Origin of the sequence: Pseudomonas sp. EA_65y_Pfl2_P78 (genome assembly GCF_963970495.1) — a bacterium.
Lineage (GTDB): Bacteria > Pseudomonadota > Gammaproteobacteria > Pseudomonadales > Pseudomonadaceae > Aquipseudomonas > Aquipseudomonas baetica_A.
Genome location: NZ_CAXAON010000004.1, coordinates 120953 through 134046, shown reverse-complemented (window position 1 = coordinate 134046; position 13094 = coordinate 120953). Strand labels below are relative to the sequence as shown.

Below are 13094 nucleotides of genomic sequence, written 5' to 3'. Positions count from 1 at the left end.
TTATCCGCAAGCGGCGAAGAATCAACGCCCGCCTATTACGCGGCAGCGATAGCGTCAAAATCAGCCTTATAACTTATCGTTCTAAAACTCCACTTAACGAGGGGGGTCAGTTTCCGAGTACCCTGTTTTATTGAGTAGTACTGCTTGACCCCTCCCCAACGGAAAAACCGGTAAGGACTTTATGTGCGGATTAGCTGGCGAGTTACGCTTTGATCATCAACCTGCAGACCTTGCAGCCATTGAGCGAATCACCCATCACCTGGCCCCTCGTGGCCCCGACGCGTGGGGCTTCCACGCACAAGGGCCGATTGCCCTGGGCCATCGTCGCCTGAAAATCATGGACCTTTCGGACGGCTCGGCGCAGCCGATGATCGACAGCCAATTAGGCCTGTCTCTGGCCTTCAACGGCGCAATCTACAACTTCCCCGAACTGCGGGCCGAACTCGAAGCGCTGGGCTATGCCTTCTATTCCGGTGGCGACACCGAAGTGCTGCTCAAGGGCTATCACGCCTGGGGAGAAGCGCTGCTGCCCAAACTCAACGGCATGTTTGCCTTCGCCATTTGGGAGCGCGATGCACAGCGCTTGTTCATCGCCCGTGACCGTCTCGGCGTAAAGCCGTTGTACCTGTCGCGCACCGGTCAGCGCCTGCGCTTTGCCTCGGCCTTGCCGGCGCTACTCAAGGGCGGCGACATCAACCCGATTCTCGATCCGGTGGCGCTCAACCACTACCTGAATTTCCACGCCGTGGTACCGGCCCCACGTACCCTGCTGGCCGGCATCGAAAAACTGCCGCCCGCCACCTGGATGCGCGTTGAAGCCGATGGCAGCACCGAACAGAAAACCTGGTGGACCTTGCCCTACGGCCCACACGAGGACGAGAAAAACCTCACCCTCGAAGACTGGACCGATCGCGTACTCGACAGCACCCGCGACGCCGTGGCGATCCGCCAACGTGCGGCGGTGGATGTCGGCGTGCTGCTGTCCGGCGGCGTTGATTCGAGCATGCTCGTCGGTCTGTTGCGTGAAGTGGGCGTGGAGAACCTGTCGACCTTCTCCATCGGTTTTCAGGATGCCGGTGGAGAGCGCGGGGATGAGTTTCAGTATTCGGATCTGATCGCCAGACACTACGGCACTCAGCACCATCAGTTGCGTATCGACGAAAAAGAGATCATCGAACAATTGCCTGCGGCGTTTCGCGCCATGAGCGAACCGATGGTCAGCCACGACTGCATCGCGTTCTATCTGCTGTCGCGTGAAGTGGCCAAGCACTGCAAGGTTGTGCAGAGCGGCCAGGGTGCCGACGAGTTGTTCGCCGGTTATCACTGGTACCCGCAAGTGGACGGTGCGGCCGATCCTTACGCGGCCTATCGCGAGGCGTTTTTCGACCGCAGCTACGACGACTACGCCGCCACCGTGCAACCGAAATGGCTGACCGCCAACGACGCTGCCGGTGACTTCGTGAAAGAACATTTTGCACAACCCGGTGCCGATGCCGCCGTGGACAAAGCCCTGCGTCTGGACAGCACGGTGATGCTGGTGGACGACCCGGTCAAACGCGTCGACAACATGACCATGGCCTGGGGTCTGGAGGCGCGAACGCCGTTTCTCGATTATCGACTGGTCGAACTGTCGGCGCGGGTTCCCGGCCAGTTCAAGCTGCCTGACGGTGGCAAACAAGTGCTCAAGGAAGCGGCACGCCGGGTCATCCCGAGTGAAGTGATCGACCGCAAAAAAGGCTACTTCCCGGTGCCGGGCCTCAAGCATTTGCAAGGCGACACGTTGAACTGGGTGCGTGAACTGTTGCTTGATCCGAGTCAGGATCGCGGTCTGTTCAACCCGGCCATGCTCGACAAATTGCTGACTGACCCACAAGGCCAACTGACGCCGTTGCGTGGTTCGAAGCTGTGGCAACTGGCGGCCCTGAACCTGTGGCTCAGTGAACAAGGAATCTGATCGATGAAACCCCACGCCACGGCTTACAGCCAGCGCCTGTTGCGCGGTCAGACTCCGTCCTATGAACGTTTGCAGGCGCGGCTGGCCGAGGACGGCAGCGAACTGGCCGCCGATCCGATTGCGGTGCATTGCGGCTGGGGCCGGTTGCTGATCGGCCACACCTTTCCTGACTCGGCAACGCTGGCTCAGGAGCTGCTCAACGAGCAACAAGGCGAGCGAGATATCGCGCTGTATGTTGCCGCACCGCAACAGATCCTCGGCCTCGAACCGACGCAGTTGTTTCTCGACCCTTCCGACACCTTGCGCCTGTGGTTCAGCGACTACCGCCAAGCGACCCGCGTGTTTCGTGGTTTCCGCATTCGTCGCGCGCAAAGCGAGGCAGACTGGCAGGCGATCAATCAGCTATACCAGGCGCGCGGCATGTTGCCGATCGATGCCCAACGGCTAACCCCGCATCATCAGGGCGGCCCGGTTTACTGGCTGGCCGAGGATGAAGACAGCGGCGCCGTGATCGGCAGCGTCATGGGCCTGAACCATCACAAAGCGTTCAAGGACCCGGAAAACGGTAGCAGCCTGTGGTGCCTGGCGGTGGATCCGCAATGCTCGCGCCCCGGCGTCGGCGAAGTGCTGGTGCGGCACTTGATCGAACACTTCATGAGTCGCGGCCTGAGCTATCTGGACCTGTCGGTGCTGCATGACAACCGTCAGGCAAAAAGCCTCTACGCCAAACTCGGTTTTCGCAATCTCTCCACCTTCGCCATCAAGCGCAAGAACGGCATCAATCAGCCGCTGTTCCTGGGACCTGGGCCTGAAGCGCAGTTCAATCCGTATGCGCGGATCATTGTCGAGGAGGCGCACCGTCGCGGCATCGATGTGCAGGTGGACGACGCCGATGCCGGACTGTTCACCCTCAGTCACGGCGGGCGCCGCGTGCGTTGTCGCGAATCGTTGAGCGACCTGACCAGCGCCATCAGCATGAGCCTGTGCCAGGACAAAAGCCTGACCCACAAAGTGTTGAAGGCGGCGGGGCTCAACCTGCCTTCGCAACAATTGGCGGGCAACGCCGACGACAACCTGGCGTTTCTCGATGAGCACCAGCGGGTAGTGGTCAAGCCGCTTGATGGTGAACAGGGCCAAGGTGTGGCGGTGGATTTGCAGAGCATTGAAGAGGTGCAGCAGGCCATCGAAGCGGCGAAACAGTTTGATAGCCGGGTGCTTCTGGAAAGCTTTCACGAAGGGTTGGATCTGCGGATTGTGGTGATCGGTTTTGAAGTCGTCGCGGCGGCGATTCGTCGTCCGGCCGAGGTGGTCGGTGATGGCCATCACTCGATTGGCGCGCTGATCGAAGCCCAGAGTCGGCGCCGGCAGGCGGCCACCAGCGGCGAAAGCAAAATCCCGCTGGACCACGAAACCCAGCGCACCTTGCACGCGGCCGGTTATGACTACAGCAGCATCCTGGCGGCGGGCGAGTCGCTGTTTGTGCGGCGTACGGCCAATCTGCACACCGGTGGCACGCTGGAAGACGTCACGGCGATTCTGCATCCGACGCTGGTCGATGCAGCGGTACGCGCAGCGCGGGCACTGGACATTCCGATGGTCGGCCTCGATCTGATGGTGCCGGCGGCGGATCAGCCGGAGTATGTGTTTATCGAAGCCAACGAGCGTGCCGGATTGGCCAACCATGAGCCGCAACCGACAGCCGAGCGGTTTGTCGATTTGCTGTTTCCGCACAGTCAGCCGGCCAACTCGTAATGATACGGCGCCTCGACTGACGCGTTCGCGAGCAAGCCCGCTCCCGCAGGTTTTGTGGTCATCTCACAACCTGTGGGATCTGGCCTGCCAGCGATCAGGCCAGATCAGGCAGCCCAAATTCTCCTCATCGAAACCATCGATGTGCTCAACCCATCAGGAGTTTCCATGACCCTCCAAATTCCCGAACCAGACCTCAACTACCTGCAAAAAGTCCTGCTGGAAATGCTTGCCATTCCCAGCCCAACAGGGTTCACCGACACCATCGTGCGGTACGTCGCCGAACGTCTGGAGGAACTCGGCATTCCCTTCGAGATGACCCGTCGTGGCACCATCCGCGCGACGCTCAAGGGCAAGAAAAACAGCCCTGACCGCGCGGTCTCGGCGCACCTGGACACCATCGGCGCCGCTGTGCGCGCCGTCAAAGACAACGGCCGCCTGACCCTTGCCCCGGTCGGTTGCTGGTCTAGCCGTTTCGCCGAAGGCAGTCGCGTCAGTCTGTTTACCGACAACGGCGTGATTCGCGGCAGCGTGTTGCCGCTGATGGCCTCCGGGCACGCGTTCAACACGGCCGTGGATGAGATGCCCATCAGTTGGGATCATGTGGAGTTGCGTCTGGACGCCTATTGCGCGACCAAGGCTGACTGCGAATCGCTGGGCATCTGCGTCGGCGACGTGGTGGCGTTCGATCCGCTGCCGGAATTCACCGAAAGCGGCCATATCAGCGCTCGTCACCTGGATGACAAAGCGGGGGTTGCGGCGTTGCTGGCGTCACTCAAAGCCATCGTCGACAGCGGCCAGGAACTGATGATCGACTGTCACCCGCTGTTCACCATTACCGAAGAGACCGGCAGCGGCGCAGCGGCGGCATTGCCGTGGGACGTCAGCGAATTCGTCGGCATCGACATTGCGCCGGTCGCGCCGGGGCAGCACTCCAGCGAGCACGCAGTGAGTGTGGCGATGCAGGATTCCGGCGGGCCTTACGACTATCACCTGTCACGACATTTGCTGCGTCTGGCCAGCGAAAACGAGTTGCCGGTGCGCCGTGACCTGTTCCGCTATTACTTCAGCGACGCGCATTCGGCGGTGACCGCCGGCCATGACATCCGGACCGCCCTGCTCGCCTTTGGCTGCGATGCGACGCACGGTTATGAGCGCACGCACATCGACAGTCTGGCGGCACTTAGTCGGCTGCTGGGGGCTTACATTCTGAGTCCTCCGGTGTTCGCCAGCGATGCGGCGCCGGCCAATGCGTCGCTTGATCGCTTCAGTCATCAGATCGAGCATGAAACGCAAATGGAGAGTGATACGCGCGTGCCGTCGGTGGACAGTCTGGTAGGGCAACGTTCGGACAGTTAAATCCATGGTGCCCGGACCGCTCCCACCGTTGGAATACGTTTCACTCTGGGGGCGGACTTGCTCACGAAGGGCCGGCGCAGGCAACACAAAACTGGCAGCCAAACATCAATCGCCGTAGCATCCCGACATTGATTTAGCCGAGGTGCCCATGCTCATCCCCTACGACGCTCTTGAAGTCGACACCCTCACTCGCCTGATCGAGGATTTCGTAACCCGCGACGGTACCGACAATGGCGACGACACGCCGCTGGAAACCCGTGTGCTGCGTGTGCGTCAGGCGTTGACCAAAGGCCAGGCGCTGATCGTCTTCGATCCGGAAAGCGAGCAGTGCCAGTTGATGCTCAAGCACGACGTGCCCAAGCACCTGTTCGACTGAAACCCTCAGCGGGCCTTTTGCCTGGCCTGCTGACGCTGGATCCGTTCGTAGACCTCCGCGCGGTGCACATTGACGTTCTGCGGCGCCTCGACGCCAAAGCGCACACTGGAACCGTTCACGGACAGAACGCGCAGGGAAATGTCGTCACCGATTGAGATCAACTCACCGACGACACGGCTGAGTACAAGCATGAGATTCGTCCTTCAGGGTTAGCGAACGCTGAAGATGCGCGGCTTGCCTGCGCCCCACAATGCATGATCGGCAAATCAGTCTTGCCCTACACCCCCTCAAGCGCAGGGCTGTCAGATACTTCCCACAAAACCATCCGTTCAAGCGGCAGAAAACCGCGGCCCGAATAGAATCACGCTCGCACCGATCACACACAACGCCACACCAATCCAGTCCGAACCCAGTGGACGAACCCGCTCCACCACGGCCAGCCAGCCAATCGAAGCCACAATGTAGATCCCGCCATAAGCGGCATAGGCGCGACCGGCATAGGCCGCTTCGACACGGGTCAACAACAGGGCGAACAGCGTCAGACTGAGCAGCGCCGGGATCACCCACAGAGCGCTTTTGCCTTGACGCAGCCACATGAAGAAGGCGAAACAACCGGCGATTTCAAACAGCGCCGCGAGCAAGAACCACAAGTAATTGAGCATTGACGCGTCTCGACAGGATGACCATTGCCGCCACCCTAACGACGCGTCCCCCCTTCAGGCAAGTTTCACCCGTTGTTCTGCTTGGCCTTGGCGCGCATTTTGTCGGCCATGGTGATCATTTCGTTGTAGAGCAGTTGCGGGTTCTTCTGCTTGATCGCCCAGGCCATCCGGCCCTGTTCGTGAGGCAGGATCATGAACTCGCCTGCGGCCACTTGTTGATAGATGTAGTCAGCGATGTCCGCTGCGCTGATCGGCGAACTTTCCAGCAACTTGCCAACCTGCGCTTTCATCGCCGGGGTCGGCCCACGGAAGGAATCAAGCAAGTTGGTCTGGAAGAATGACGGGCAGACGACATGCACACCGACTTCCTGTTGCGCCAGTTCAATCAACAGGCTTTCCGACAACGCCACCACGCCGGCCTTGGCCACGTTGTAGTTGCTCATGGCCGGGCCTTGCATCAACGCCGCCATGGAGGCGATGTTGATGATTTTGCCCTTGCTTTGCTCAAGCAACGGCAGAAACGCCTTGCAGCCCTTGACCACGCCCATCAGGTTGATTGCGATCTGCCAGTCCCAGTCCTCCAGCGACAATTCGCTGAAGAACCCACCCGAGGCCACACCGGCGTTATTGACGATGATGTCGATGCCGCCGAGTTTCTCTTCGCACGCCTGAGCAAACGCGGTGAGCTGGCTGTAATCACGCACATCGCAGCGCTGAATAAAACCGTCGCCGCCGGCCTCGCGCACCTGTTTCAGGGTTTCTTGCAGGCCGGGTTCGCTGACATCGGACAAGGCCAGTTGCCAGCCTTCACGCGCCCAGCGCAGCGCGATTTCGCGACCTAAGCCTGAGCCCGCGCCAGTGATCATCATGCGATTTTGCATAGCAGACAGCCTTGTTGTTCCGGGGAAGATGCGCGCAGTGTAGCGAAGGATGTGCCGCCAGCCTCGCTCCATCAGATTGCTGAATGGTAGGGAAAAACCGTGGCGCGTTTGATTCGTTGGGAGGGACTAAGTTCTGAACTTTCGCAAGGGGAAAAGGAAATAAGCAAGCGATCCAAATACATTAAAAAAACATTGAATCTTCTTTCATTCGCACCAGTCGGAATTTATAAGCCGCCTGGAATTACTGAGTCTCCAGTCGACCAGAACACCAAGACTTCTCGAACGTTATCAACAAGGAAATCGACATGGGCACAATTCTTATCATTATCCTGGTCCTGTTGCTGATCGGTGGCCTGCCGGTCTTCCCGCACTCCAGAAGTTGGGGTTACGGTCCATCCGGCATTATCGGCGTTGTGCTGGTCGTGCTGTTGGTACTGTTGTTACTCGGTCGGATATAACGATTCAAGCGTAAAAAAAAGAGGCCCTTTTCAGGGCCTCTTTTTTTTTTGTGTGGCGTTTTATTGCGCGGGCATCAGTCTGGTTTGCCGCTGACCACACCGGCGGTGTTTTCCATCAGGCTCTTGGTCGCCGTTTGCAGGAACGCCTCAAGTTTGAGTTTCAACTCGGCAGTGCGCGGAGCATTCGCAATGATCTCCCCACCCGGGTTGGCGCCCAAATGGTACTGATAGATTTTCGGCGCCATTTCTTTCTCTTTCGGCAGCACCAGAACCTGGTCAGCCGTGACGATGGCAGTGGTCTGCTCGCTGCCCGACGGCTTGATCACACCAAAACCGGTGTCGCCTTCCGGCAGGTTGAGCAAGTCACGGCCCCAGCACTGATGGCGCACTTCGCCACCCAGACGCCCCATGATGGTCGGCACGATGTCAATCTGCGTACCCACGGTGTGGTCACGCGTACCAAACTTCTCCTGGATGCCCGGGGCGATCATCAGCATCGGTACATAGAAGCGGCCCAAGTCCATTTCGGTAATCTGACGCTCGTTACCGAAACCGTGGTCGCCGACGATAACGAACAGGGTTTCCTTGAAGTACGGCTCTTTGCGCGCTTTCTCGAAGAACTGGCCCAGTGCCCAGTCGGAGTAACGCATGGCGGTCAAATGCTCGTTCAGCGAACCCCGATCGGTGACGCGCTCAACCGGCAACGGTGTCGGCAAGGCGTAAGGCGTGTGGTTGGACAGGGTTTGCAGCAATGCGTAGAACGGCTTGCCGTTTTCGCGGGCCTTGAGCTCCTGCAGACCACGGTCAAACATGTCCTGATCGGACACGCCCCACGTCGGATCGGAGAACACCGGGTTGACGAAGTCGTTACGGCCAACGAAGTTGGTCATGCCCTGGTTGCTGAAGAATCCCGACTGGTTGTCCCAGGCGAAGTCGCCGTTATAGACGTAAACATCGTCAAATTTGCGTGCACTGAGCAACTGCGGCAGGCCGGACAGTTTGTGGCTGCCTTCCGGGGTCTGCATCAAGTATTCGAAACCCGGCAGGTTCGGGAAGCAGGCCATGGTGGCAAACATGCCCTGATGGGTGTGCGTGCCGTTGGAGAAGAAGCGATCGAACAGCAGACCTTCCTTCGACAGTTTGTCGAGGTATGGCGTGATGTTGCCCGGTGCGCCCAACGCGCCGACCGAGTGACCGGCCATGCTTTCCATCAGGATCACGACAACGTTTTTGATCGGCAGGGTCTTGTCCGCCGGCGGCATGTAGTCACGGCGCACGGCAGCGATATCGGCATCGACCAGTTTGTCGTCCGGCATGACCAGCATCTCACGCACGACTTTCTGCGCTTGCTCTTGTGGCAGCGTGGCTTTCCAGATGTTGTTGCGATCCTCGCCCATCCGATCCTTCGCCGCCGCGATCAGCGACAACGTGCCGTTGAGGCCGAGCTGGTTGGCGAAGTTCGAATTGGTGGTGTAGACGTCACCCCAACGCAGCGGCGGGCCCTGACGCAGAGTGCCACGGGCGGCCACCACGCAAATCAGCAGACAGACCACGAACACCGCAAGGCGCGTATACCACGGCGCGACCTGACGCGTGCTGACACTGCCACCACTGAAAGGCCCGCGCGGGCGCGTGGCTCGGTCGGCGCCTTTGAACGCCAGCGTCAGGATCACGGTGCCGACGCCCCACGCCAGCAAATAGCGAACCACCGGAAAACCGTACCAGAGCATGCTCATCACGGTTTTCGGGTCTTCTTTCACGTATTGGAACACCAGACCGTTAAGGCGCTGGTGAAACTCACGGTAGAAGTCCATCTCCATCAGACCGAGGAACAGGGCGATGCTCGAAGCGAGGGTCAGCCACAGACGGAAAAATCCGCGCGCCGCCATGGCCCGGGCACTGAACAGCGCCAGTACCAGCGGAACGCAAACGTAGACCACCAGGCGCAAGTCGAAACGCAACCCATTGACGAAAGCTTCAAGGAACGTCGAAACCGGGGTATCGAGGATCATTTCGCGGTTGTAGACCAGCAGCGCGAGGCGCAGCACGGAAAACATCACCATCATGACCAGCGCACAAAGCAGCGTGTAGGCCAGATGCGATTTGACGGTCGGTTGCAGTAGACGAGCAGAAGCTCGCTGCTGATTCAGGGCGTCCGGGATTGCCATGTCGTTTTAGGACCCATTGGAAGTTGAAGTTGCAAAATACAGCGGCGCCATGCCCTCTATTGGTCATTCCAGACCCCGGGGCGTGCGCGGTGCGCAAATGTTGCACGATCACCGGCACCATTGCCATTGATTAGTGCCCCGCCACCAGACACTTTCATTCAAAGCGGCGGCAGACAGGGACAGCGTGGAAACAGCGCGGGCGAATTGTCTTGAACGCTTTGTGAAAATTTCGTTCAACGCCTATCTGGAAACACAAAAAGTCATAAAACAAAACGCCCCGAATCAATCGGGGCGTTTTGCTGAATCCGGGGCGTTTACTTCTCGGCGAGCTCTTTCAGGGCTTTCAGGGTCTTGAACGGAGCATCAACGACAAACTTGTTGGCAACCATCGCCGGCACGCTGCCGCCTGGCTCGGTGTGCACTTGATAGGTCACTTCGACCTGATCGCCTTTTGGCACAAACTTCCAGAAGCCTTTGACCTGAGCCACCCGGACAAAACCTTTTTCCTCCGGAACATACTTCGGCACACCTTCCATGTTACGGGTCAGGCTGCCGTCGGCGCCTTCAACGGTCGTGATGTGCAGCACCGAATCACGCGGAGTGACCGGCCAAGGCGTATTGAACTGGGTGTAAGTCCAGCTCTGATCACCTTCGTGCTTGAGCAGTTTCTGGGTCTTGCATTCGTGAATCCAGGCGCAGGCGCCGGAAACGTCCTCCTGCAATGCACGCAGTTTGGCAACGGTGGTCTTCATCAGAGCAACGCCCTGATAGGACTTGTAGTCCGAACCCGGCACTTCGCTCAGGGAAACCTTGATGCCATCCTCGTTCTTGGCGACCTTCCAGTCTTCAGCCTGCGCGACCGACGTCACCAGCACGGCAGTCAAACCACACAACACAGCGATACGATGCAGCGAACCCATAGTCTTATTCCTTATTGTTGAAGTTCCGTTCGTTTGACACATCAAGCCGCCGTCATTTGCTCCCACCAACCGATCAACCTGATCGCTTCTTCCTGGCTGCGGCCACAGACTTCGATATCGGCGGCGAAACCGGAACAGACCGCCGGGCGCTCTGGACGGCCGAAAATGTTGCACAGGTTTTCGACCGAGAGTTGCACGCAACGTTCGCCGGCAGGTTTGCCATCAGGCATGCCGGGAATCGCCGAACTGATGGAGGGGGCAATGCAGCAAGCGCCACAGCCTTCACGGCATTTCATGACGAACAAGTCCTCGCGACGGGCAATGTGTAAAAGGGACGCGGACAGAGTAACCGCTAAAACGGCTGTTTCAAATTCCCTGAACCGGGGTTTTTACGGATAAGTGAATGTGACTGACCAGTCTGCGACAAAGCGCCTGCTTCGCGGGTCACAGACGGGTTGTATTTACTGCTTGAATTCGAAATCCAGCGCCGCGCCATCAATATCCCGGCGCTCTTCGTTACGCAGTTGCAACTGCATTTCGTTGCTGAGCAAACGGCCATTGAGCTGGAAGCCGCTGGTTTTCTCGCCAAAAAACTGCGGCAGGATGCCCTCGTGCTTCGGCAGCGAAACGGTTCCCTTCGGCTTCAATTCCTGGACCATCTCCTTGGGCAAGCTCAAGTCCAGTGTTGCCGGCGGCAGCTTGGTTTTAGCCACCTCACTGGAGGATTTCGACCTGGAAGCCACAGGTGTGCGTTTTTTCACGGTTTTCTGCCGGGAGTGCTCGGCAGGCACTGCCTTTTTCACTACTGGCGGCTTTTTCACTGTGCTCCTAGCCGCTGGTTTTTCTGAAGTTGCGCCCGCCAAGACACCAGGTGCATGACCGATCATCAGCAAACACAGCAAAACCCACATGGCAGGAAGAAACGCTTTCATGGACCCAACGACGCTAACGGCAGAGGGCCATATGCTCGCTTGTTGGACGTCACAAGACAAGTTTGACCCGCCACTGGCTCAAAATCCGCCAGCCGTTTCCTGACACAGTTGGGTCGCCAGCAGTCCCAGCGTCATCAACGCCCTCTCCGCCTCGCGGTTCCACGGGGTGCCACAGTTCAGGCGGATGCAGTGGTTGAACTGCTCGGTATTACTGAAGATCAGCCCGGGGGCGATGCTGATGCCCTGTTGCAGCGCACGAACATGCAACTCCTGAGTATTGACCCTGCCTGGCAGGCTCACCCACAGAATGAAACCGCCCGTGGGCCGGCTCATTTGCGTACCTTCGGGGAAGTACTGCTGCACCGCCAGTTGAAAAGCACTGAGATTTTTTCGGTATTCCTGGCGGATGTACCGTAAATGCCGGTCATAACCGCCATTCTCCAGATAAGCCGCAATCCCCATCTGCGTGACACTGCACGCCGAATGGGTGCTGAAGGTCTGCAAACGCTGAATTTCCTGCTGATACTTGCCAGCGATCATCCAACCGATGCGTACTCCGGGCGACAAGGTCTTGGAGAAACTCGAGCAGTAAATCACCCGATCCAATCGGTCATAAGCCTTGAGCGCCTTGGTGCGACCCTGTTCGAACATCAACTCGCCATAAATATCGTCTTCGACGATCTGGATATCGAAATCCGAAGCCAGACGCAGCAGTTGTTTCTGCCGCTCTTCAGGCATGGTGCCGCCCAACGGATTGCTCAGACGTGTGGTCAGCACCAACGCCTTGATCGACCATTGGTTGGCCGCCAACTGCAGGGCCTCCAGGCTCATGCCAGTGGCTGGATCGCTGGGAATTTCGATGACCTTCAGACCCAGCAGGTCAGCCAACTGCAGCAGGCCGTAGTAAGTCGGCGACTCGGCGGCGATCAGATCGCCTGGTCGGGTCAGCACCCGCAACGACATCTGCAGGGCATCGACACAACCATGGGTGATCACCACTTCAGAGGGATCAACCACCACACCGGCATCGCGCATGCGGATCGCTACCTGCCGGCGCAGCGGTTCGAAACCGGGGCTGAACATGTAGCTGAACGCCCGTGGACTGTGAAACCGGGTGACCTTGGCCAATTGCTGATGAAGTGCGCGCACCGGCAAGTAATCGACACTGGGCACCGCGGCACCCAACGGGAATACGCCTTCACGGCGGGACTCGACCAGAACTTGTTGAATGATGCTGCTGCGAGTCACCAGACCTGGCCGTTCGACGCGGGCGATGTCGGGCGTCGGGGCCGTCAGCGCCGGGGTCTGGTGCACGTAATATCCGGACTGGGGCCGTGCGCGAATCAGCCCCTGATCTTCAAGGTTGGCGTACGCCTGCAACACCGTCGCATGGCTGACGTTGAGTTGCGAACTCATCTTGCGCACCGAAGGCACGCGCTCCCCCGGTTGATAGACCCCACGGCGGATGTCTTCGGCCAGTTGCTGAGCAATACGTTGGTAGAGCAAGAGATTGGTCATGACGCAGCACTCGATTTCACGGGCATTTTATTCTTGTGTGAAACAATACCGGAACAGTTTAGAAGTGTACTGGGACAGTTGTCACTCTAGTCGACCATACAGTGCAGTGTCTGCCTC

13 protein-coding genes are annotated in these 13094 nt (G+C 58.8%); 5 read left to right on the top strand and 8 right to left on the bottom strand.

Going from position 1 to position 13094, the window contains the following annotated elements:
* The first annotated feature begins 181 nt into the window (after nucleotides 1-181).
* The 4 genes from AACY02_RS05735 (at nucleotide 182) to AACY02_RS05720 (ending at nucleotide 5438) form a co-directional block, all read left to right on the top strand.
* Nucleotides 182-1954: an N-acetylglutaminylglutamine amidotransferase gene (locus AACY02_RS05735; protein ID WP_339431126.1), complete on the top strand. Its 1773-nt coding sequence runs from the start codon at nucleotides 182-184 to the stop codon at nucleotides 1952-1954.
* A 3-nt stretch (nucleotides 1955-1957) separates the two neighbouring features.
* Nucleotides 1958-3706, top strand: a complete 1749-nt coding sequence (gene ngg / locus AACY02_RS05730) for an N-acetylglutaminylglutamine synthetase (RefSeq protein ID WP_339431125.1) — start codon at nucleotides 1958-1960, stop codon at nucleotides 3704-3706.
* Nucleotides 3707-3871: 165 nt separating this feature from the next.
* Nucleotides 3872-5062: an osmoprotectant NAGGN system M42 family peptidase gene (locus AACY02_RS05725; protein WP_339431124.1), complete on the top strand. Its 1191-nt coding sequence runs from the start codon at nucleotides 3872-3874 to the stop codon at nucleotides 5060-5062.
* A 148-nt stretch (nucleotides 5063-5210) separates the two neighbouring features.
* Nucleotides 5211-5438 (top strand): YheU family protein, encoded by a 228-nt coding sequence (locus AACY02_RS05720; protein WP_003192759.1) that lies wholly within the window; start codon nucleotides 5211-5213, stop codon nucleotides 5436-5438.
* Nucleotides 5439-5443: 5 nt separating this feature from the next.
* Here the strand turns inward: AACY02_RS05720 and csrA are convergent, their stop codons facing one another.
* The 3 genes from csrA to AACY02_RS05705 all read right to left on the bottom strand — a co-directional run bounded on the left by csrA (nucleotide 5444) and on the right by AACY02_RS05705 (nucleotide 6981).
* Complete coding sequence (gene csrA, locus AACY02_RS05715) at nucleotides 5444-5629, bottom strand: carbon storage regulator CsrA (RefSeq protein ID WP_221729287.1); 186 nt, start codon at nucleotides 5627-5629, stop codon at nucleotides 5444-5446.
* A gap of 138 nt (nucleotides 5630-5767) precedes the next feature.
* Nucleotides 5768-6100 carry a YnfA family protein gene (locus tag AACY02_RS05710; protein WP_339431123.1) on the bottom strand — a complete coding sequence of 111 codons (333 nt, stop codon included), beginning with the start codon at nucleotides 6098-6100 and terminating at the stop codon, nucleotides 5768-5770.
* Between the two features lie 65 nt (nucleotides 6101-6165).
* Complete coding sequence (locus tag AACY02_RS05705) at nucleotides 6166-6981, bottom strand: SDR family oxidoreductase (RefSeq protein WP_339431122.1); 816 nt, start codon at nucleotides 6979-6981, stop codon at nucleotides 6166-6168.
* 299 nt (nucleotides 6982-7280) lie between these two features.
* Between AACY02_RS05705 and AACY02_RS05700 the strand changes: the two genes are divergently transcribed.
* On the top strand, nucleotides 7281-7439 hold the full coding sequence (locus AACY02_RS05700; protein ID WP_339431268.1) for a DUF3309 family protein: 159 nt from the start codon (nucleotides 7281-7283) through the stop codon (nucleotides 7437-7439).
* A gap of 74 nt (nucleotides 7440-7513) precedes the next feature.
* Here the strand turns inward: AACY02_RS05700 and AACY02_RS05695 are convergent, their stop codons facing one another.
* The 5 genes from AACY02_RS05695 to AACY02_RS05675 all read right to left on the bottom strand — a co-directional run bounded on the left by AACY02_RS05695 (nucleotide 7514) and on the right by AACY02_RS05675 (nucleotide 12977).
* Nucleotides 7514-9607, bottom strand: a complete 2094-nt coding sequence (locus tag AACY02_RS05695) for an LTA synthase family protein (RefSeq protein ID WP_339431121.1) — start codon at nucleotides 9605-9607, stop codon at nucleotides 7514-7516.
* Nucleotides 9608-9921: 314 nt separating this feature from the next.
* Nucleotides 9922-10527 (bottom strand): START domain-containing protein, encoded by a 606-nt coding sequence (locus tag AACY02_RS05690; RefSeq protein ID WP_221729291.1) that lies wholly within the window; start codon nucleotides 10525-10527, stop codon nucleotides 9922-9924.
* 41 nt (nucleotides 10528-10568) lie between these two features.
* The gene (locus AACY02_RS05685) at nucleotides 10569-10823 is read right to left on the bottom strand and encodes a YkgJ family cysteine cluster protein (protein ID WP_339431120.1); all 255 of its coding nucleotides are present in this window, start codon (nucleotides 10821-10823) and stop codon (nucleotides 10569-10571) included.
* Nucleotides 10824-10988: 165 nt separating this feature from the next.
* Nucleotides 10989-11459, bottom strand: coding sequence for a translation initiation factor 2 (locus tag AACY02_RS05680; RefSeq protein ID WP_339431119.1), 471 nt, complete (start codon nucleotides 11457-11459; stop codon nucleotides 10989-10991).
* Nucleotides 11460-11537: 78 nt separating this feature from the next.
* Nucleotides 11538-12977, bottom strand: coding sequence for an aminotransferase-like domain-containing protein (locus AACY02_RS05675; RefSeq protein ID WP_221729294.1), 1440 nt, complete (start codon nucleotides 12975-12977; stop codon nucleotides 11538-11540).
* Nucleotides 12978-13094 lie beyond the last annotated feature (117 nt).